A 21,415-nucleotide genomic window follows, 5' to 3' on the forward strand; every position below is an offset into this window, starting at 1 on the left:
TTGGAACTTTTGTTCGCGAATCGATATCTTCTGATCCATGCTGATTCATCCCCAATTCGACCCGGTCGCGATTCATCTCGGCCCGCTCGCCATCCGCTGGTACGGCTTGATGTACCTGGTTGGCTTCATTCTCTTTTTGCTGGTCGGACGTTTGCGCGTGCGCCAGCCGTCGATGGCCGCGCAAGGATGGAAGGCGCAGGATCTCGACGACATGCTGTTCTACGGCGTGATCGGCGTGATTCTCGGCGGACGTCTGGGCTATGTGATTTTCTACAAGCTGTCGTTCTATCTGGCAAACCCGCTCGACATCTTCAAGGTGTGGGAAGGCGGGATGTCGTTCCACGGTGGCTTCCTCGGCGTGCTGGTGGCGATGTGGCTGTTCACGCGCCGTCGTGGGCACTCGCTGCTCGAGGGCACCGACCTCATTGCCCCGATGATTCCGCTGGGTCTGGCGGCAGGGCGTTTGGGCAATTTCATCAACGGCGAGTTGTGGGGCCGCGTGACGAGCCCGGATTCGCGCTGGGCGATGTTGTTCCCGCAAGCGGCGGCTGAAGACGCGCAGTGGGCGGCAGCGCACCCGCAAGCGATGGCCGACAGCGCAATGCAAATGGTGTTTGCCCAGTTCCACGGGCTGCCGCGTTACCCGTCGCAGTTGTTCGAAGTCGCGCTCGAAGGCGTGGCGTTGTTCCTGTTGCTCTGGTTCTTCGCGCGTAAGGCGCGTCCAGTGGGGGCTGTCTCGGGCATGTTCCTTGTGGGCTACGGGCTGTTCCGCTTCCTCGCCGAATTCACCCGCGAGCCGGATGCCTTCCTCGGCTTGCTCTCGTTCGGTCTGTCGATGGGGCAGTGGCTTTCGCTGCCGATGATCGTCGCGGGCGTCGTCATGCTGGTGTGGGCGCATCGGCGCGCGGCACCTTCGGTCGCATAGCAGGTTCGGGCGCGCAGGCGGTCGGGTGACCGTCTTCGCTAAATCGCATTGACGCAATGAAACGGGCTGCCAGATCGTCTCTGGCAGCCCGTTTTTCGTTGTGTCGATTAGACGCTCAGCTTTCTCCGCCTCAGCCCGCCTTTCGCTCCAGCGCTCGCAACGACGCCATCAAGTCGCCGAAGCGCTCGCCTTGCACGGTGACGTGGGCGCGCAAGCATTCGGCGGCGGCATCGGCATCGCCCGCTTCAATGGCGCGAAAGACCGCGTCGTGCTCGGCAAACGAGTGCCCCAGCCGGTCGCGCACGCGCAACTGCATCCGGCGGTAGACGCGCAGACGTTGATGCAATTGCAGGGCCGTTTCATGCAGATATGCGTTGTGACTCGCCGCATAAATCTGCGCATGGAAACTCGCGTTGATCGTGTAGTAGCGGTCGAGATCGCGCGCCTCGGCGGCGGCCTGACTCGCAATGTGCGTCGTGCGCAATTCCGCCAACTCGGCCTCGGTGATTCGGCGTGCGGCGAGTCGCCCGCACATCGCTTCGAGTTCCGCCATCACTTCGAACATTTCACAAAGCCGCTTCGGATCGACTTCGGCAACGATGGCACCTCGTCTCGGGCGCATTTCCACCACGCCCGACATCCCCAATTGAATTAGCGCCTCGCGCAGCGGCGTGCGTGAGACGCCAAAGGTGGCAGACAACTCGGCTTCGTCGAGGCGCATGCCCGGCGGATATTCGCCCAGGGCAATCTTCTCTTCGATGGCCTGGCGTAGCGCATCCGATCGCTTCGGTTTTACCGTCATGACGCTCTCGCTAGGTCGTGGTTCGTCGCAAATCGACCCCGTTGCCGGGGCCTCGATAGACATCGGTCCGACCAAGGTAGCGCGCTGGGCGGTGCCTGAAGATCGGGGTTAACGCCGAAAGTGTATTTTTTACGAAGCCAATTTGTATACACCGTGACGGAATAACTATACGATTTCATCTCGAGTGCGGCAACTTCTGCGCTCGAAATATCAAAAAACAAAGCAAGTCATCCGTACATGCAGTGCCGGTTGGGCCGGTGGTGCACCCGGGGCGAACATCGGCCTGGGCGACGTCAGACACCGTGCTTCGCCGGTTTATCACTGACAGAAGTGACAGGAGACGCCATGGAGACGACACCTTCCCCGCTGCGGCGGCAACTCATGCTCGGCGCCGCATCGGCGCTCGCGACCGGCGGGCTGATTAGCCCGTGGGGCAGCGCTTTCGCGCAGACCGGTCCGCTCAAGATTTCACATCAATTCCCCGGGGGCACCCTCACCGAAGGCGACTTTCGCGATCGGCTGTGCCGCAAGTTCGCGCAGGAAGTCGAGAAGCGCACGAATGGGGCGCTCAAATTTCAGGTCTATCCGGGCAGCTCGCTCATGAAGACCAATGCGCAGTTCTCGGCATTGCGCCGGGGCGCGCTCGATCTCTCGCTATACCCGCTGCCGTACGCCGGCGGCGAGGTGCGCGAACTCAACATCGGCTTGATGCCCGGTCTGGTGACGTCGTACGCACAAGGCAACGCGTGGCGCAACGGCGAAATCGGCAAAGTGCTGACCGACGTGCTTGCCGATAAGAACATCGTGATCGTGAGTTGGGTCTGGCAAGCCGGTGGCGTCGCCAGCCGCTCGGCACCGCTCGTCGCGCCTGAAGATGCCAAGGGCATGAAGGTGCGCGGGGGCAGCCGCGAGATGGACATGATGTTGAAGGAAGCGGGCGCCGCGGTGATCTCGCTGCCGTCCAACGAGTTGTATGCGGCGATGCAGACCGGCGCGATGGATGCAGCGATGACGTCGTCGACGAGCCTGATGTCGTTCCGTCTCGAAGAAGTGTCGAAGCATCTGACCACGGGGCGCAACAAGTCGTACTGGTTCATGCTCGAGCCGCTGCTCATGTCGAAGCAGATTTTCGACAAGCTGCCGAAAGACCAGCAGCAAATCATTCTGCAAGTCGGCAAAGACCTGGAGTCGTTCGGCACCGAAGCCGCCAAGGCCGACGATGCGCAGATTGCCAGCGTCTACACCAAGGCCGGTGCGAAGGTTTATGACCTCGACGAGGCGACGGTGATGAAGTGGCGCGATATTGCCCGGCGCACGGCGTGGAAGGATTACGCCAGCAAGTCGGATACCTGCGCCAAGCTGCTCGCCCTCGCCGAGAAGGTGCCTGCATGAGCGGGGTTGCCATGGGGGCCGATCCTATGGTGCCGCGAACGCGCGTTTTACGTCGGCTCGACGCCCTGTTGCAGGGCGTGAGCCGGCTGCTCATGGTGGTGTGCATGCTCGCGCTCGTGGGGGCCGCGCTGGTACTCAGCTATAGCGTGTTCGCGCGGCACGTGCTCAAGCTCGCGACCGACTGGCAGGACGAAGCCGCCGTCTTCCTGCTAGTGGGCGCCACGTTCGTGAGCGCCGCGCACGTGCAACATCTGCGCGGACATATCGGCATCGAGGCCATCACGACACTGCTTTCGCCGCGCGTGAATCGCGTGCGGCGCTGGCTGGTCGATATCGCCACGCTGGCGTTTTGCGCGTTCTTTGCTTGGAAATCGTGGACGCTCTTCTGGGAAGCCTATGTCGACGGGCAGACGAGTAGTTCGACGTGGGGTCCGCCCCTCGCCATTCCCTATGGGCTGATGGCGGCGGGCATGACCTTGCTCACGGTGCAACTGGTGTTGCAAGTGGCGATCGGTGCGTGCGAGATGGGTTCGCGCGCCAGTGATGCGGCCGACGAGCATGGCGCGAAGCGAGCAGGAGGGACGCACTGATGAGCGAACTCGGAATCGGTCTGCTGTACGGCGGCGCTACGCTCGTCGCCATGTTCTCGGGCATGCCCATTGCCTTCGCCCTCGGCGCGGTGGCGGTGGCGTTCATGTTCGGCTTTATGCCTGTGTCATCGCTCGACACGGTCACGCAAAACGTCTACGAGGAGATGGCCAGCATCACGTTGCTGTCGATTCCGCTCTTCATTCTGAAGGGCGCGGCCATCGGTAAATCGCGCGCAGGGCAGGATCTGTATCTCGCGCTGCATGCGTGGATGCGCCGGATTCCGGGCGGACTTGGCATCGCCAACGTGTTTGCCTGCGGATTGTTTGCGGCCATGGCGGGATCGAGCCCGGCAACGTGTTCGGCCATCGGCAGCGCAGGCATTCCCGAGATGCGCATGCGCGGGTATTCGCCGGGTTTTGCCGCCGGGATCATCGCGGCAGGGGGCACGCTGGGCATTTTGCTGCCGCCGTCGATCACGATGATTCTCTACGCGGTGGCCGCCGAGCAGTCGCTGGGACGCCTGTTCCTCGCGGGCATCGTGCCTGCGCTGCTGCTCGTGGGGCTGTTCTCGTGCTACGCCGCTTGGCGCTATCGGAAGGAATACGGCCGCGCGATGGTCGCGCTCGCGCGTGACGGTACACCGTCGCCGTTCCCCAACGAGCCGCCCGCCACGATGCGCGAAAAGCTCGCATTGCTGCCGCGCGTGCTGCCCTTCATCACGTTGCTCATCGGTGTGATGGCGGCGCTCTACGGCGGCTATGCCACGCCGTCGGAGACGGCCGGGCTGGGTGGCTTGCTCGCGCTGGCGCTCATCGCCGTGATTTACCGCATGTGGCGGCCCCGGCAGCTTGCCCCGATTCTCACGAGCACACTGCGCGAGTCGACGATGCTGATGTTCATCATCGGTATGTCGCTGCTGTATTCGTACGTGATGAGCTACCTGCATATCAGCCAGTCGGCGGCGCAGTGGATCGTGGGACTGCATCTCTCGCGCTGGGTGTTGCTCGCTGCCATTTTGCTGATGGTGGTCGTCCTCGGCTTTTTTCTGCCGCCGGTGAGCATCATCTTGATGACCGCGCCGATCATCCTGCCGCCGTTGCGTGCCGCGGGGTTCGATCTCGTGTGGTTCGGCGTGGTGATGACGATTGTCATGGAACTAGGGTTGATTCACCCGCCCGTGGGACTCAACATATTCGTCATCAAGAACACCGCGCCCGACATCGCATTGCGCGACATCGTCTGGGGTGTGATGCCGTTCGTGGTGCTGATGGTGGTGGCTGTCGTCCTCATCTGCCTGGTGCCCGGCCTCTCGCTGTGGCTGCCGGACTGGGTGATGGGGTGAGTTGATTGTTCGACTTGAGAGGAAACCATGAAGGATGAGCCGATCCTGTCTGCGATGACCGCCCCGGTCTCGCTTTCCCTGTCTGCGTCGTCTGCTGCGTCGGCATCTGTGTCGGCATCCTCCGGGCGCACGCCGCCCGAGGGTGCCGCCGATGTCAGCGCGCCGGTGCCGTCGCCTTCTAAGCCCTCTCTCAAGGCGCGGCTGGGACAGTGGTTCAGTCGTGGCGGGCCGGGTGGCACCGGTGGCTCAGGTGACGGTGGCAAGCCGGATGCCAAGGGTGACGGCAAGATCGAGCCCGTCAAACTGTCGGCACGTGCTGACGCCGCGTTGCGGCGTCAGTTGTCGCAATGTCTGTCGGCACGGCTCACCGATTCGGCGGCCAATGAAGCGGCTCGCGAGTTTATGACGCGTTACGGTAACGCCTCTCCCGGCGAGCAACTGGCGCTGCTTCAGGTGGTGGCCGACGTGTGCGGCAGCACGCAGAGCGCTGGCAGCGATGGTGGGAAGGATGACGAGGCCGGCGCGGCGACGGCAAAGCGTGCCGCCAGCGGGCTGGCTGGGGCGCTCGGCAGCGAGCGCGTGCGCTTTCTCAAACGCTTTAACGCGCTGCCCGACGGCTTGCCGTTTCTCGTGCGCTGGCGGGCCGACATGCTGCATCACCGCGCGGCACTGCCCGGGCTCGCCGCGCTCGAAGACGATCTCGGCAGTTTGTTCTCGACATGGTTCGACGTGGGCTTGCTGGAGTTGCACCCGATCACGTGGGACTCGCCCGCGTCGCTGCTCGAAAAGCTCATGCGCTACGAAGCCGTGCACGAAATTTCGTCGTGGGCGGATCTGCGAAACCGGCTCGATTCTGATCGTCGTTGTTATGCGTTCTTCCATCCGCGCATGCCGCGCGAGCCGCTGATCTTTGTGGAAGTGGCTTTCGTGCCCGACATGGCCGCCGACGTGCATTCGCTGCTCGACGAGAAAGCGCCGCTCGAAGACCTGCGCCGCGTGCGTTGGGCTATCTTCTATTCGATTTCCAATACGCAGCCCGGTCTGCGCGGTGTGAGCTTCGGCAACTTCCTGCTCAAGCGTGTGATCGACGAACTGCATGTCGATTTTCCGAAGCTGCGCAACTTTGCGACGCTCTCGCCGATTCCGGGTTTCACCGATTGGTTGAAGTCGCTACCGGCGAGCGGCGTGGCACAAACGCTGGGGCCGAAGCGGCTGAAGCTGTTGGCGCAGGATGAGTCGCTTGCCGCAGAGGCGACCGGAGCGCAATTGGTCACTTGGTTGCAAGCATCGCCCGAGCGCAAGAGCGCGCAGGCGCTGCAACGCGCCATTGGTGAAGCGCTGGCAGCGCACTATCTGGCCCGCGAGCAAGTGCGCGGGCAGCCGCGCGACCCGGTGGCTCGCTTTCATCTGGGCAATGGCGCTCGGGTGGAGCGCATCAACTGGCACGCCGATCTCTCGAAGAAAGGCGCAAAGCAGTCGTGCGGCATGATGGTCAATTATCTCTACGAACCCGATGAGCTCGACGCCAACTTGCAACGCCTGATCGATGGCGAGGCGGCGCTGGGTCGCGCGGTATCACGGTTGTTATGACACACGGCAACCTCTGCCGGGTACGCGCCCGGCAGGGTTCATTTATTCAACGGAGACAACTGTGAGCGAAGTTCTGCGCGATGACAGTCTCGCGGGCGAGGGGCTGGTGACGCTCACGCTCTCGAACCCCGGCAAGCTCAACGCGATCTCGGTGGCGATGTGGCGAGCATTGCGCGCGCACCTGCTCGCGCTCGATGCCGAGCCGCATGTGCGCGCGATCGTGATTCGTGGCGCGCTCGGCAATTTCGCCGCAGGGGCCGACATCGAAGAGTTTCCCGTCGAGCGCGGCACTTACGACGCGCTGCGCCGCTACCACGGTGAAGTGATCGGGCCGACGCTCGAGGCGCTGGCGAACTGCCGCCATCCCAGCGTTGCGCTGATCGAAGGGGTATGCGTCGGCGGCGGGCTAGAGATTGCGGCGCATTGCGATTTGCGCATCGCCGCAGAGACTGCCCGTTTCGGCGTGCCGATCAACAAGCTCGGTTTTCCGATGGCACCGGGCGAACTCAAAGGCGTGCTGGCGCTGGTGGGGCGCGCCACGGCGCTGGAGATATTGCTGGAAGGCAGAGTCTTCGGTGCCGATGAAGCCCACGAGAAGGGGCTGCTCACGCGCGTGGTGGACGCCGAATCGGTCGAAGAGGCCGGTTACACTTGCGCCCGGCGTATTGCCGCTGGTGCACCGCTCGCCGCGCAAGCGAATAAGTGGCTGATTTCGCGCTTGGCACCGCCCGTGCCTGCGTTGTCCGAAGCGGAGTGGCAGCGCGCCTTCGCCTATTGGGATTCGCATGACCACCGCGAAGGTGTGGCGGCGTTTCTGGAGAAGCGGCGGCCCGATTTTCAGGGGCGCTGAGCGCACGGGACAGCCCGCGCGAAAGCTCGCCCTCAGCACGCCATCAGGTTTTCTTTTTTATCGACGTTTCGATCCTTTCGAATCCGGTTCTGTTTATGACGCAAGACGCCAATCTCTATCGCCTGTTTGCCGAACGCTTCCCTGCGGATAAGTCCGCGTGTGCCATCGAGACACCCGAAGGGCTGTACTACAGCTGGGATGATCTCGAACACGCCAGCGCCCGCATTGCGAACCTGCTCGCGAGTCTGGATCTCGCGCCCGGTGCGCGCGTCGCCGTGCAGGTTGAAAAATCGCCCGAAGCCTTGTTGCTGTATCTCGCAACGTTGCGCGCCGGGTTGGTCTATCTGCCGCTGAACACGGCCTATCGCGACGCCGAGATTACGTATTTCGTCGAAAACGCCGAGCCGGACGTGGTGGTGTGCAGTCCGGCGAATTTCGGCTGGGTTTCCAAGATCGCTTTCACGAGCGGCGCGAAGCACGTTTATACGCTTGGCGACGATCGCACCGGCTCGTTGCTGGAGCGGGCCGCATGGTTCGGCGACACGTTCGAGACGGTGCCGCGTGCGCCCGACGATCTGGCGGCGATTCTGTACACGTCGGGCACGACCGGGCGCAGCAAGGGCGCCATGCTCTCGCACGGCAATCTCGCGAGCAATACGCGCGTGTTGCATGCGTTCTGGGGATGGGGCGAGCGCGAGGGCGGCGACGTGTTGTTGCACGCGCTCCCGATCTTCCACGTGCATGGGCTCTTCGTGGCGAGTCACGCCGCGCTGTACTCGGGCAGCAAGATGATCTGGCTCTCCAAGTTCGACGCCCGCGAAGTGCTGCATCAACTGCCGCGCGCCACGGTGTTTATGGGCGTGCCGACCTATTACGTGCGGTTGCTGGCGGAAGCCGGGCTCGACCGGCATGTGTGCCGCAACATGCGCTTGTTTATCTCGGGCTCGGCGCCGTTGCTGCGCGAGACGTTCGACGCGTTCCGCGAACGCACCGGGCATACGATTCTCGAGCGCTACGGCATGTCAGAGACGGTGATGCTGGTCTCGAATCCGTATCACGGCGACGCTGCACAGGTGCGTCGGGCCGGGACCGTCGGCGTGCCGTTGCCGGAAGTGACCGTGCGTGTGGTTGGCGACGACGGTGCGGCCATGGCCCAAGGGGATATCGGGCACATTCAGGTCAAGGGGCCGAACGTGTTCGCGGGCTACTGGCGCATGCCGGAAAAGACGGCCGAGGAGTTCACCGGCGACGGATTTTTCAAGACGGGCGATGTCGGCAAGTTCGACGAAGACGGTTACGTGCACATCGTCGGCCGCTCGAAAGATTTGATCATCTCCGGCGGGTACAACGTCTATCCGAAGGAGATCGAGGGCTTTATCGATGAAATGGACGGCGTCGCTGAGTCGGCCGTGATTGGCGTGCCGCATCCGGACTTCGGTGAAGCCGTGGTCGCGGTGGTGGTGCCGCGCGACGGTGGTGCCGCCCCCGACGAGCGCAGCGTGATCGACGCGCTCAAGCAGCGCATCGCCAACTTCAAGGTGCCCAAGCGCGTGCATTTCGTGACCGAGCTGCCGCGCAATACGATGGGCAAGGTGCAGAAGAACTTGCTTCGCGACCGGTTCAAATAATCGGTCGATACGGTTGATACGGGAGGGCGAGCCGTCTTGGCAGTGCCCTCCCGGTCATGGCTCGGTGCGCTTGCCTTATTGCGCGATCTCGTCGAGCACCTTCGCCAGACTCTCGACTGTGCGCTCGCGGTTGTGGAGCTTTTCCAGCCCGAACAAGCCGAGTCGGAACGTCTTGAAGTCTGCCGGTTCGTCGACCTGAAGCGGCACACCCGCGCCGATCTGCATGCCCTGCACGACGAACTTCTTGCCGGTGTGAATGGCGTCGTCGTCCGTGTAGCTCACGATCACGCCCGGGGCTTCGAAGCCCTTCGCCGCCACGCTGCGGTATCCCTTTTCAGCCAGCAACGCACGCACCTTGTCGCCGAGCGCTTGCTGTTCATCGCGAACCTTTTCGAAACCGTAGGCTTCGGTTTCGAGCATGACGTCGCGCAATACCTTCAACGCATCGGTCGGCATCGTCGCGTGATACGAGAAACCGCCTTTCTCGTACGCCTGCATGATTTGCAACCACTTGCGCAGGTCGCACGAGAAGCTGGTGCTGGTGGTGGTTTCGAGTTTCTCCAGCGCCGCTGCGCTGAGCATCACCAGTGCACAGCACGGCGATGCGCTCCAGCCCTTTTGCGGGGCGCTGATCAGGATGTCGACGCCCGAGGCTTCCATGTCGACCCAGATCGTGCCGGACGCAATGCAGTCGAGCACGAACAGGCCGCCGACCGCATGCGTGGCATCGGCCACGGCGCGCAGATAGCCATCGGGCAGCAGAATGCCGGAGGCGGTTTCGACGTGCGGCGCGAACACCATCTCGGGCTTGTGCTCGCGGATGGCGGCGACCACTTCCTCGATGGGGGGCGGGGCATAGGCGGCCTGACGGCCTTCGGTGACGGGACGTGCCTTGAGCACTTCGGTGCTGGCCGGAATCCCGCCCATGTCGAAAATCTGACTCCAGCGATAGCTGAACCAGCCATTGCGAATGACCAAACATCGCTTGTTCGTCGCGAACTGGCGCGCCACGGCCTCCATGCCAAACGTGCCGCTGCCCGGCACGATGATCGCGGCCTGCGCGTGATACACGGTTTTCAGCACCCGCGAGATGTCGCGCATCACGCCCTGAAAGGCTTGCGACATGTGGTTGAGCGCCCGGTCGGTGTAGACCACCGAGTATTCCAGCAGGCCATCGGGGTCCACCGTCGGGATAAGGCTGGTCATGTTTGTCTCCTGTTTGCGTTCTGCGTGTGCGCCATCCTACCCCGAATGGCTGGGGTGACGAAACCCGAGTGACCACGGGGGAGGGCTGGTGCAAGGATTTGGCGCATGCGACGTAAAATACGCAAAACGCAGTAACTCCCCATTTTGCAAAGGTAAAGCGGCTTCCGGTGGATCGACAGCACGGTTTTCTCCTGACACGGCATTGGCGCGACACGCCCGCCGGCACCGAAGTCGAGTTCTGGCTTGCCACCGACGACGGTCCGCAGCGCGTGCGGCTGCCCGTGCAGACGAACGTCGTTTTCGTGCCCGCCGAGCAGCGGGCCCGCGTGGAGGCGTTGCTGCGCAATGAGGGCGCGTCGGCGCAGTATGAATTGCGGGAGCTTGCGCTAACCGACTTTCACCGCCGCCCGGTGCTCGGGGTGTACTGCCGTCATCAACGGCCGTTGCTCAAGCTGGAGCCGCTGCTGCGTGGCGCGGGTATCGATGTGTATGAAGCGGATATTCGTCCGCCTGAGCGCTTTCTGATGGAGCGCTTCATTACCGCGCCGGTGGAGTTTGCGGGGCAATCGGAGCAATCGGATCACGCGGGGCAGGCGACGCAGGCGAATCAAGCGGATCAAGCGGGGCAGACGCGGGCGAAGGATGCGACTCCGCGCGACGGCAGCGTCATCACCGACGTCAAGATGAAGCCCGCGCCGAGTTACCGGCCCGCGCTTCGCATGGTGTCGCTCGATATCGAGACGACCATCCACGGCGAGTTGTACTCGATTGCGCTCGAAGGCTGCGGGCAGCGTCAGGTGTTCATGCTTGGTCCACCGAATGGCGACAGTGGCGATATCGACTTCGCGCTGGACTATCGCGAGACCCGCGCGCAACTGATCGAAAGCCTGAACGACTGGCTGGCGCGCCATGACCCCGATGCGATCATCGGCTGGAATCTGGTGCAGTTCGATTTGCGCGTGCTCAATGAGAGCGCGACGCGCTTTCAGGTGCCGCTGCTGCTCGGGCGCGGCAATACGCCGCTGGAGTGGCGCGAGCATCGCAATCACTTCTTCGTGAGTGCGCCGGGGCGCGTGTTTATCGACGGTATCGAGTCGCTGCGCTCGGCGACGTGGACCTTTCCGTCGTTCAGTCTGGAGAACGTGGCGCAGACGCTGCTGGGCGAAGGCAAGGCCATCGATACGCCATACGAGCGCATGGCCGAGATCGACCGGATGTTCGCGCAGGACAAGCCCGCGCTGGCGCGCTACAACTTGAAAGATTGCGAGCTGGTCACGCGTATTTTTGCGAAGACCGGTCTCATCGCGTTCTTGCTCGAACGCTCCGCCGTGACCGGATTGGCGCTCGATCGCAGCGGCGGGTCGGTCGCGGCGTTCACGCATCTGTACATGCCGCTGATGCATCGACAAGGCTATGTCGCGCCCAATGTCGGTGACGTGGAAGGGGCGGCGAGCCCGGGCGGCTTCGTGATGGATTCCCGCCCCGGCTTGTACGACTCGGTGCTGGTGCTCGATTACAAGAGCCTGTATCCGTCGATCATTCGCACGTTTTTGATCGATCCGGTGGGGCTGGTCGAAGGCATGCACCGCCCCGGGGATGAGGATTCGGTGCCGGGTTTTCTCGGCGCACGGTTTTCTCGTACGCGGCACTGTCTGCCTGCGATCGTTCGGCAAGTCTGGCAGGGGCGTGATGAAGCAAAACGCGAGAAGAACGCGCCGTTGTCGCAGGCGCTGAAGATCATCATGAATGCGTTTTACGGCGTGCTGGGATCGAGCGGCTGCCGTTTCTTCGATCCGCGTCTGGCGTCGTCGATCACGATGCGCGGGCACGAAATCATGCGCAAGACGCGCGAGCTAATTCAGGCACGCGGTTATCAGGTGATTTACGGCGATACCGACTCGCTGTTTGTGTGGCTGCGTGTGCAGCGCACCGAGGCGCAGGCCGAGGACATTGGACGCGCACTGGTCACGCATGTGAATGACTGGTGGCGCACGCATCTGCATGAAACGTACGATCTGGAGAGTGCGCTGGAGTTGGAGTTCGATACGCACTATCGGCGTTTCCTGATGCCGACCGTGCGCGGCGCAGAGCAGGGCAGTAAGAAGCGTTATGCGGGGCTCGTCACGTTGCCGGATGGCAGTAATGATGTCGTCTATAAGGGGCTGGAGACGGTTCGCACCGACTGGTCGCCGTTGGCACAGCAGTTTCAGCAGGACCTTTATTCGCGAATATTCCGAGGCGAGCCGTATCGCGATTACGTGCGCGATTACGTCACGCGAACACTGGCGGGTGAGATGGATGATCGTTTGGTCTATCGCAAGCGATTGCGCCGCAAGCTGGGCGATTACGAGCGTAATGTGCCCCCGCATGTGCGAGCCGCACGTCTGGCCGATGACTTCAATCGCAAGCACGGACGTCCGCCGCAATATCAGAACGGTGGCTGGATCAGCTACGTGATGACGACGGCCGGGCCGGAGCCGCTGGAAGACCGTCGCGCGGCGCTCGACTACGAGCACTATCTGGAGAGTCAACTCAAGCCCATTGCGGATGCGATTCTGCCCTTCGTGGGCGACGCGTTCGACGCACTGGTGACGCGGCAGATGGGGTTGTTCTAAACGGACTTCAGAAATGAAAAACCGCCCGTGAGAGGGCGGTTTTTCGTTACAGCTATCGCGGGTTTTTTGCCCAGCGCTTACTTCATTTGCACAGTGCCGGAGACGGTCACGGTGACTTGCGTCTTACCGCCTTCGAGTTGCATCGGCGGCGCAGCATCGGCGCTGGCAGCCATCGGGGCAGCCTTCATCGCATACATGCGCGGCATGATCGGCGCATTGGCACCGACTTGCACCTGGCGGATCGTGTAGCCGCCGTAGCCGAACGCCTTCGCGTTGCTTTGCGCCTGCTCACGGAATGCCTGGATGGCTTGGTTGGTCAACTCGGCCTGCGTCTTTTCCTGCGCTTCACGCGAGAGCGAGAACGAGATGCCGTTCATCTGCATCTGGCTCGACAGGTCGCTCGCGAGACGCGATGCAGCACCGAAATCCTTCGACTTCAATTGCAACTCGGTGCGACCACGCCATGCGGTGATCTTGCCGTCGCGGTTGGTGGTCGGATACAGCGAGACGTTGCCGGTTTGCACTTCGACGGCGTTCTGCGCTTTGGCCTTGGTCATCGCGCTGTTGGCCTTTTGCGTGAGGTTGCGCGACACGGTTGCGGCGTCAGCGCCTTGCTCTTCGGCAGACATCGTGATGTGCACGGTGTCCTGATCGACTTCCTTCGTGGCGTGGGCTTCCAAGCCCAGCACGCCGGCAAGCTGACGGTTCGACTCATCGCCCGACTGGGCGTAAGCCGCGTTGGCGGCAGTCGCGATCAACAGGGCGGCAGCGAGAGATTTGCGCATAGTTTGTCCTTTTTTGAATGTGAGTTCGCGTCTTGATGGCGAACGTTTGACCGGTTGCCGATGGACACCATAGAACAGAGGGGGTACGCACTATGCGTTCATCGGCAACGTTATACAGACGCTATCGATGCAAAATTGGTTCCCAATCGCTATTTGAGTAAGTGCTTGCTGATGAACTTCCAATGCTCGGGGGCGACCGGCGTGATCGAGAGCCGGTTGCCGCGTGCGAGGACGAGCATGCCCTCGAGTTCAGGCGTCTCGCGCATCTCGGTGAGCGGCACGAGGCGCGTCTTGCGATCGAGTTTGACGTCGACGAGCAGCCAGCGTGGGGCGTCCGGTTTCGACTTCGGGTCGTAGTAAGGGCTCTTGGGGTCGAACTGCGTCGGGTCGGGGTAGGGCGTGGAGGCCACCGTGGCTAAACCCGCGATACCCGGCACCGCACAACTGGAGTGATAGAACAGAACGCCATCGCCAATGCGCATGTCGTCGCGCATGAAATTGCGCGCCTGATAGTTGCGCACGCCGGTCCACGGCAAGGTGTGTTGTTTGGCGCTCGCGAGATCGTCGATGCTCGCCTCTTCGGGCTCGGACTTCATCAGCCAGTAGCGTTGCGTCATGTCGGTGTCAGTTGTTTTTGTTGGCGGAACAGCCGATATCCTCGCATAACCGGCACGAATCTAAAGCATTTGTCAGCGATTGTGTGCCGCGCTGCGTCATTTGGACAATTCCTATACTATGCCTTTGTGAACTTCGTGTGACCTTTGTGAGCCTCAACATGTTCAACCCCCTATCGCGATAGGAGTGTGTGTCATGGCAGCAGAGCCGTCTGTTCGAACCAACGCGTTCATCTTCTATTCCCTTGCCACGGTGTCGTTTATCGAGACGAGCGTGCCGGAGTTCGTCTCCACGCTCAATCAGATGTATGGCGACGACGACGAGATGAAAACGTGGCTGCGCGATACCTGGCTGCCCGAGGAAGTCGAGCACGGGCGTCTGGCCAAGGACTACATTGCGCGCGTCTGGCCTGAGTTCGACTGGGCACCGGCATACGACGCGTTTCTTGCCCGCTATAAGCCCAAATGCGACGTGGAGCATATGCGGCCGTCATTGGCGCTCGAAGCGCTGTCACGGTGCGTGACGGAGACGCAGACGGCCATGATCTACCGTTGCCTCGAATCGTATATGCCGGTGGAAGAGCTCAAGCAAATGATGCACAAGCTGAGCAACGAGGAAGTGGGGCACTATCGGTATTTTCGTAAGACGTTCGACCGCTACAACGCGGTGGAGCAGCATGGCGTCATCAGCCGTTTGCGCACGATGGTGGCGCGTAGCGAGTTGGTACGCGATGAGGACATCGCTTTCGCGTTCGAACCGCTCAACAACTTTTGGCGCTCGCCGCCGCCGTTCGAGACGATGACGTGGGAGGCGTTTCTCGCCATGTCGGGCGACGTTATGAAGCAATACATGCCGGTCGAGGCCGCCACCCGGATGATGTTCAAGCCGTTGGAGACCGGGTCCTGGTGGCGCGACCGCCCGGTCAAAGCGCTGATGTCATTCATGGTCAAACGTCAGTACCCGCAGCTGGGCAGCGAAGCTTGATGCGACTACGTGTCGCAGGGCAGCGGGAGTGTTGCTGAGCGATCGACGAAAAGCGACAGAGGCAAAGCGACAGAGGCAAAGCGACGTAGGCAAAGCGATGGACGAAAAAAAACCCCGCCGAGGCGGGGTTTTTCAATCGGAGAGCGAGACTTACTTGCTCGTGCCGACCACTTCCACTTCCACGCGGCGATCCGGTGCCAGGCACGAGATCAGCTGAGTGCGGTTCTTCTGGTTGCAACCCGTGGTAACCGGGTTACGCTTGCCCTTGCCTTCCGTGTAGACACGGTTGGCTTCGACACCCTTGCTAACCAGGTAAGCCTTCACAGCTTGAGCGCGGCGCAGCGACAGACGGTCGTTGTACTTGTCCGAACCGATGCGGTCGGTGTAACCCGTGGCGACCACAACTTCCAGATTCAGAGCTTGGACCTTGCCTGCGAGGTCATCCAGCTTTTCCTTACCGGCCGGCTTCAGGATGGCTTTGTCAAAGTCGAACAGTGCGTCGGCTTGGTACGTCACCTTTTGCGACTGGATGACCGGAGCGACCGGGGTCGGTGCCGGAGCCGGAGCCTGGGCGATGATCGAGCCGTCGCACTTGGCGTTGGCCGTCGCCGGGGTCCAGTAGGCATCGCGCCAGCACAGTTCGTCCGAACCGTTCTTCCAAACCCACTCGCCGCTGCCGTTAACCCAGTTGTCGTTGACTGCTTGTTTCGAGGCCGCGATCGGGCCCGGAGCGGTCTGGACGTAATTTTGAGCCATAGCCGAAGCAGCCATCACTGCGGTAGCTGCAACGATCGCGAGCTTAGCGAATTTATTCATATTTCTCCTCTCGAAATGAGATTACCGCAGGTTTACTGCGAGCCTAGACGACGGAACCAAAGTCTTACATCGCTCGAAGTATAACATCGCCGAGTGCGCGAAAGCATGGCCCATGCACTTCGAATAATGTCTAACTTATGCCACGGCATTTTGCCATAGCGCTCCAGCCGCCCGCGAGAAAAAACCCAGGTTTGCCGCCCCTCATGACGCAGTTGTGGTTTGAGCGCAACACCTTTTAAGGCGCCTCGCCAACCGTTTCATTCATCTTCATTACGCGACATTTTGGCGTCCACGACATGTCTTGTGCGCTGCATCACGCCGGTTTCGGATGCCAATAGCGGGCATGTTAGAATCGCAAGATCATATCGCTGGCAGCCGCCTATCGCGATAAGCGTTTGATAGACACGGATAATGGATCAGTTCGCCAAAGAAACTCTCCCGATTTCACTCGAAGAAGAAATGCGACGGTCGTACCTCGATTACGCGATGAGCGTGATCGTCGGCCGTGCATTGCCCGATGTGCGCGACGGTCTGAAACCGGTTCACCGCCGGGCGCTGTTCGCCATGCACGAGTTGAACAACGACTGGAACAGGGCATACAAGAAATCGGCGCGTATCGTCGGTGACGTCATCGGTAAGTACCACCCGCACGGTGACGCCTCTGTATACGACACGATCGTTCGCATGGCGCAGCCGTTCTCGCTGCGCTACATGCTGGTCGACGGTCAGGGTAACTTCGGTTCGGTCGACGGCGACAATGCCGCCGCCATGCGATACACCGAAGTGCGTATGGCCAAGATCGGCCATGAACTGCTCGCCGACATCGACAAGGAAACCGTCGATTTCGGTCCGAACTACGACGGCAGCGAAAAAGAACCGCTGATTCTGCCCGCCCGCATCCCGAACCTGCTGCTCAATGGTTCGTCGGGTATCGCGGTCGGCATGGCCACGAATATCCCGCCGCATAACCTCAATGAAGTGGTCGAGGGGTGTCTGCACGTTCTCAAGAACCCGGACGCCACCATCGACGAACTCATCGAGATCATCCCGGCACCGGACTTCCCGACGGCCGGCATCATCTATGGCATCTCGGGCGTGCGCGAAGGTTATCGCACCGGTCGCGGTCGCGTGGTGATGCGAGCAAAGACTCACTTCGAAGACATCGACCGCGGTCAACGCGTGGCGATCATCGTCGACGAATTGCCGTATCAGGTGAATAAGCGCTCACTGCTCGAGCGCATCGCCGAGCTGGTCAACGAGAAGCGCCTGGAGGGCATCTCCGACATCCGCGACGAATCCGACAAGAGCGGTATGCGCGTGGTGATCGAGCTCAAGCGCGGCGAAGTGCCGGAAGTGGTGCTGAACAATCTATATAAGCACACGCAGTTGCAAGACACGTTCGGCATGAACATGGTGGCGCTGGTCGACGGCCAACCCAAGCTGCTGAACCTGCGCGAAATGCTGGTGCACTTCCTGGCACACCGCCGCGAAGTGATTACTCGCCGCACGATCTACGAACTGCGTCGTGCACGCGAACGTGGGCATGTGCTCGAGGGTCTGGCGGTAGCACTCGCTAACATCGACGACTTCATCGCGATCATCAAGGCGGCCCCGACGCCGCCGATCGCGAAGGCTGGGTTGATGGAAAAGGCGTGGGATTCGTCGGTGGTGCGCGACATGCTCGCGCGTGCCGAGAGCGAGACGCAAGGCGGTCGTGCAGCCTATCGTCCGGAAGGCCTCGACGCCGCAGTCGGCATGCAGCCGGATGGCCTGTACCGTTTGTCGGAAACCCAGGCTCAGGAAATCTTGCAGATGCGTCTGCAGCGCCTGACGGGGCTGGAACAAGACAAGATCGTTTCCGAATACAAGGAAGTGATGGCGCAGATCGCCGACCTGCTGGACATCCTGGCCCGCCCGGAGCGTGTGACGGCAATCATCAGCGAAGAGCTGACCGCCGTGCGCGCCGAGTTCGGCGATGCCCGCCGCTCGACCATCGAACACAACGCCACGGAACTCGACACCGAAGACCTGATCACCCCGCAAGATATGGTGGTCACGCTGTCGCATACGGGTTACATCAAGTCGATGCCGCTGTCCGAGTACCGTGCGCAGAAGCGCGGCGGCCGGGGCAAGCAGGCTGCGGCGACCAAGGACGACGACTGGATCGACACGCTGTTCATTGCGAATACGCACGATACGATCCTGTGCTTCTCGAACCGTGGCCGCGTCTACTGGATCAAGGTCTGGGAGGTTCCGCAAGGCTCGCGGAACTCGCGTGGCCGTCCGATCGTCAATATGTTCCCGTTGCAAGAAGGCGAGAAGATCAACGTGGTGCTGCCGGTCAAGCAGTTCACGGAAGATCGTTTCGTGTTCATGGCAACGAGCTTGGGTACGGTCAAGAAGACGCCGCTCGCGGCTTTCAGCCGACCGCTCAAGAAGGGCATCATCGCTGTGAATCTCGATGACGGCGACGTGCTGATCGGTGCTGCGATTACCGATGGCGCCCACGACGTGATGCTGTTCTCCGACTCGGGCAAGGCAGTTCGCTTCGACGAGAACGACGTGCGTCCGATGGGACGTGAGGCTCGCGGGGTGCGCGGTATGCAACTCGAAGACGGCCAGACGGTCATCGCGCTGCTGGTCGCTGAAAACGAGCAGCAGTCGGTGCTGACGGCCACCGAAAACGGCTACGGCAAACGGACTTCGATCACCGAATATACGCGCCACGGCCGTGGCACTAAGGGTATGATTGCGATCCAGACGAGCGAGCGCAACGGCCGAGTGGTCGCGGCGACGCTGGTCGAGCCGGATGACGAGATCATGCTGATCACGACGGGCGGGGTGCTGATCCGTACGCGAGTGTCTGAAATTCGCGAAATGGGACGGGCTACGCAAGGCGTGACGCTGATCAGCCTGGATGAGGGCACGACGCTCTCGGGGCTGCAACGTATCGTCGAGTCCGACGCGGAAGTTGCCGAGAACGGTGACACCGAAGGCGGCGGCGATGCGGCGGAGGAAGGCACCACCGAGTGAGGCGCCGTAACTGGCTGTAACCGTAACTCGTTGTAAGCTGTAGGTGCATTACCCCGAAAAGTCAGTAGAATCTGGCCCGATGCAGTGAAGTGCCCAGGCGAGGATGCATCTATTTATCGTCGGCGGAAGCTGGCGAATTTTGGAGTGACTATTACTATGCAACACAACGTCAAGAAGTGGATGTGGCTGCTGTTGGCAGCCCCGGCAATGGCAATGGCTCAGGCCCCGGCGAGCGCTCCGCTGGACGCTGACAAGAAAGCGGCCATCAAGGAACTGCTCGACGCGATTGACTCGAACAAGCTCGTGACGGCGATTGGCGAAGGCGCGCAGCAGCAAGCCAAGCAACTGGCACCGCAAGTGCTGGAGCGCCAACTGGTCGAGAACAAGACGTTGAGCGATGCCCAGAAGCAAGCCATCGTGCCGACGCTGCAACAAAACTCGGTGCAGAAGCTGGTCGACGGCGCGGGTAAGGTCTTCACTTCGGACGCGTTCAAGAACGACGCGGTGCAAGCGCAGTACGCTGCCTATGGCAAGTACTACACGACCGACGAAATCAAGGGTCTGACGGCGTTCTACAAGAGCCCGGTCGGCCAGAAGTACATCAAGGTGCAAGATCAGGTCGGCCAGGAAGTGGTTGGCGGTCTGATGCAGAAGTACATGCCGCAATCGATCCAGGCGACCAGCTCGCAAGCTGACCAGGAAATTGCTGCGGCGTCGAAGTCGGCAAAGGCTCCGGCCAAGAAGTAATTCCGGCCGATCCCCCAGGGATTGACCGATAATGGCCGTTTGCGAGAGATCGCAAACGGCCATTTTGCATTGCATGGGCAAATCGGCATGACGTGCTCGGAATTGCCTGAAAGCCGATGCTTTCGCAGGGAATCTGGCCCAACGCCCGCACGGGACGGGCAACTGGCGGTATAGTTGGCCTTTACCGCTGCCGCGCAACCGATTGACGCCAGACGTGAAACGCAAGCCGCCCGGGTCCGAATCCGACGGCTTGCGTTTCACTTTTACCGCAGCAAAACACTATGACGCGCGCTTTCAACTTTTCCGCCGGACCGGCGGCACTGCCCGCCGAGGTACTCACCCAAGCCGCCGAGGAAATGCTCGACTGGCATGGCGCCGGTATGGGCGTGATGGAGATGAGCCATCGCGGCCGTGAGTTCATGAGCATCCTGGCGCAGGCGCAAGCCGATCTGCGCGAGCTGCTGGCCGTGCCTGATAACTACCGCATCCTGTTCATGCAGGGCGGTGCCCTCGCCGAGAACGCCATCGTCCCGATGAATCTGCTCGGCGGCGCTCGTGCCGGCGAGCGGCGCACGGCCGATTACGTCGTGACCGGATCTTGGTCGGTCAAGTCGCAGAAAGAGGCGCGCAAGTACTGCGACGTCAATATCGCGGCAACCACGGAAGCTGAGAAGTTCACGCGCTTGCCGCAGGTCGCTGAGTGGCAATTGTCGAAGGATCCCGCGTACGTGCATATCTGCACGAACGAAACGATTCACGGCGTTGAATACTTTTGGACACCCGAACTGGCGGCGGCCGGCTTGCCTGCCGATACGCCGCTGGTGGCGGATGTGTCGTCGCATGTGCTCTCGCGTCCGATGGATGTCTCGAAGTTCGGCGTGATGTACGGCGGGGCGCAGAAGAACATCGGGCCGTCGGGCCTGACGCTCGTGATCGTGCGCGATGATCTGCTGGGCCGCTCGCTGCCGTTCACCCCGAGCGCGTTCGATTGGAAAACGGTCGCCGAGAACGATTCGATGTTCAATACGCCGCCCACGTACGCGATTTACATCGCCGGGTTGGTGTTCCAGTGGCTCAAGCGTCAGGGCGGTTTGGCTGCCATGGACGCGCAGAACAAGGCGAAGGCCGAACTGCTTTACGGGTTTCTGGATGGCAGCGATTTTTATCGAACGACGGTCGAGAAGGACTGCCGCTCACGCATGAACGTGCCGTTCTTCCTGCACGACGACGCACTCAACGAAGCTTTCCTGACCGGCGCTCGCGAGCGCGGTCTGCTGCAACTCAAGGGCCACAAGTCCGTGGGAGGCATGCGCGCCTCGATTTACAACGCGATGCCGCTTGCCGGTGTCCAGGCGCTGGTCGACTATCTGCGCGAATTCGAGCGCAGCCACGGCTGACGAGGGCAAATGGCCGGCGCAGGCATGTCCTCCCGAAATGTCGGCAGGCATGTTGCGCCGCGAGCTGCCTGACTATGTCCCATCGTAAAAAGACAAC

17 protein-coding genes are annotated in these 21,415 nt (G+C 61.6%); 12 read left to right on the forward strand and 5 right to left on the reverse strand.

Going from position 1 to position 21,415, the window contains the following annotated elements; translation table 11 throughout:
* The first annotated feature begins 37 nt into the window (after positions 1–37).
* A complete protein-coding gene (gene lgt, locus PPN31114_RS23475) occupies positions 38–925 on the forward strand; it encodes a prolipoprotein diacylglyceryl transferase (protein ID WP_150681937.1) in 888 nt (295 codons plus the stop codon).
* Between the two features lie 130 nt (positions 926–1,055).
* Here lgt and PPN31114_RS23480 read toward each other — a convergent pair whose 3' ends face one another.
* Complete coding sequence (locus tag PPN31114_RS23480; RefSeq protein WP_150681938.1) at positions 1,056–1,727, reverse strand: GntR family transcriptional regulator; 672 nt, start codon at positions 1,725–1,727, stop codon at positions 1,056–1,058.
* Between the two features lie 345 nt (positions 1,728–2,072).
* Here PPN31114_RS23480 and dctP point away from each other — a divergent pair, with 345 nt between their 5' ends.
* The 6 genes from dctP (at position 2,073) to PPN31114_RS23510 (ending at position 9,120) form a co-directional block, all read left to right on the forward strand.
* Complete coding sequence (gene dctP / locus PPN31114_RS23485) at positions 2,073–3,119, forward strand: TRAP transporter substrate-binding protein DctP (protein WP_150681939.1); 1,047 nt, start codon at positions 2,073–2,075, stop codon at positions 3,117–3,119.
* A gap of 11 nt (positions 3,120–3,130) precedes the next feature.
* Positions 3,131–3,709 carry a TRAP transporter small permease gene (locus PPN31114_RS23490; RefSeq protein ID WP_246182715.1) on the forward strand — a complete coding sequence of 193 codons (579 nt, stop codon included), beginning with the start codon at positions 3,131–3,133 and terminating at the stop codon, positions 3,707–3,709.
* Positions 3,709–5,052: a TRAP transporter large permease gene (locus PPN31114_RS23495; RefSeq protein ID WP_150681941.1), complete on the forward strand. Its 1,344-nt coding sequence runs from the start codon at positions 3,709–3,711 to the stop codon at positions 5,050–5,052. Before PPN31114_RS23490 ends, PPN31114_RS23495 begins: the two co-directional genes overlap by 1 nt.
* A gap of 27 nt (positions 5,053–5,079) precedes the next feature.
* Positions 5,080–6,642 carry a malonyl-CoA decarboxylase domain-containing protein gene (locus PPN31114_RS23500; protein WP_246182716.1) on the forward strand — a complete coding sequence of 521 codons (1,563 nt, stop codon included), beginning with the start codon at positions 5,080–5,082 and terminating at the stop codon, positions 6,640–6,642.
* A 61-nt stretch (positions 6,643–6,703) separates the two neighbouring features.
* Positions 6,704–7,492 carry an enoyl-CoA hydratase/isomerase family protein gene (locus PPN31114_RS23505; protein WP_246182717.1) on the forward strand — a complete coding sequence of 263 codons (789 nt, stop codon included), beginning with the start codon at positions 6,704–6,706 and terminating at the stop codon, positions 7,490–7,492.
* 95 nt (positions 7,493–7,587) lie between these two features.
* On the forward strand, positions 7,588–9,120 hold the full coding sequence (locus tag PPN31114_RS23510) for a malonate--CoA ligase (RefSeq protein WP_150681943.1): 1,533 nt from the start codon (positions 7,588–7,590) through the stop codon (positions 9,118–9,120).
* A gap of 75 nt (positions 9,121–9,195) precedes the next feature.
* Here PPN31114_RS23510 and PPN31114_RS23515 read toward each other — a convergent pair whose 3' ends face one another.
* Positions 9,196–10,326 carry a pyridoxal-phosphate-dependent aminotransferase family protein gene (locus tag PPN31114_RS23515; RefSeq protein WP_150681944.1) on the reverse strand — a complete coding sequence of 377 codons (1,131 nt, stop codon included), beginning with the start codon at positions 10,324–10,326 and terminating at the stop codon, positions 9,196–9,198.
* A 167-nt stretch (positions 10,327–10,493) separates the two neighbouring features.
* Between PPN31114_RS23515 and PPN31114_RS23520 the strand changes: the two genes are divergently transcribed.
* The gene (locus tag PPN31114_RS23520) at positions 10,494–12,941 is read left to right on the forward strand and encodes a DNA polymerase II (protein ID WP_150681945.1); all 2,448 of its coding nucleotides are present in this window, start codon (positions 10,494–10,496) and stop codon (positions 12,939–12,941) included.
* A gap of 77 nt (positions 12,942–13,018) precedes the next feature.
* Here the strand turns inward: PPN31114_RS23520 and PPN31114_RS23525 are convergent, their stop codons facing one another.
* Positions 13,019–13,726, reverse strand: a complete 708-nt coding sequence (locus PPN31114_RS23525; RefSeq protein ID WP_150681946.1) for an SIMPL domain-containing protein — start codon at positions 13,724–13,726, stop codon at positions 13,019–13,021.
* Between the two features lie 149 nt (positions 13,727–13,875).
* Positions 13,876–14,343, reverse strand: coding sequence for an EVE domain-containing protein (locus tag PPN31114_RS23530; protein ID WP_150681947.1), 468 nt, complete (start codon positions 14,341–14,343; stop codon positions 13,876–13,878).
* Positions 14,344–14,536: 193 nt separating this feature from the next.
* Between PPN31114_RS23530 and PPN31114_RS23535 the strand changes: the two genes are divergently transcribed.
* Positions 14,537–15,325 (forward strand): hypothetical protein, encoded by a 789-nt coding sequence (locus tag PPN31114_RS23535; RefSeq protein WP_150681948.1) that lies wholly within the window; start codon positions 14,537–14,539, stop codon positions 15,323–15,325.
* Between the two features lie 150 nt (positions 15,326–15,475).
* Here the strand turns inward: PPN31114_RS23535 and ompA are convergent, their stop codons facing one another.
* A complete protein-coding gene (ompA, locus tag PPN31114_RS23540; protein WP_058375482.1) occupies positions 15,476–16,141 on the reverse strand; it encodes an outer membrane protein OmpA in 666 nt (221 codons plus the stop codon).
* A gap of 411 nt (positions 16,142–16,552) precedes the next feature.
* Here ompA and gyrA point away from each other — a divergent pair, with 411 nt between their 5' ends.
* The 3 genes from gyrA to serC all read left to right on the forward strand — a co-directional run bounded on the left by gyrA (position 16,553) and on the right by serC (position 21,318).
* On the forward strand, positions 16,553–19,174 hold the full coding sequence (gene gyrA, locus PPN31114_RS23545; protein ID WP_150681949.1) for a DNA gyrase subunit A: 2,622 nt from the start codon (positions 16,553–16,555) through the stop codon (positions 19,172–19,174).
* Positions 19,175–19,330: 156 nt separating this feature from the next.
* Positions 19,331–19,921, forward strand: coding sequence for a DUF2059 domain-containing protein (locus PPN31114_RS23550; protein ID WP_150681950.1), 591 nt, complete (start codon positions 19,331–19,333; stop codon positions 19,919–19,921).
* Between the two features lie 281 nt (positions 19,922–20,202).
* The gene (gene serC, locus PPN31114_RS23555) at positions 20,203–21,318 is read left to right on the forward strand and encodes a 3-phosphoserine/phosphohydroxythreonine transaminase (RefSeq protein WP_150681951.1); all 1,116 of its coding nucleotides are present in this window, start codon (positions 20,203–20,205) and stop codon (positions 21,316–21,318) included.
* The last annotated feature ends 97 nt before the right edge of the window (positions 21,319–21,415 follow it).

The sequence above is a fragment of the Pandoraea pneumonica genome (assembly GCF_902459645.1).
GTDB lineage: Bacteria > Pseudomonadota > Gammaproteobacteria > Burkholderiales > Burkholderiaceae > Pandoraea > Pandoraea pneumonica.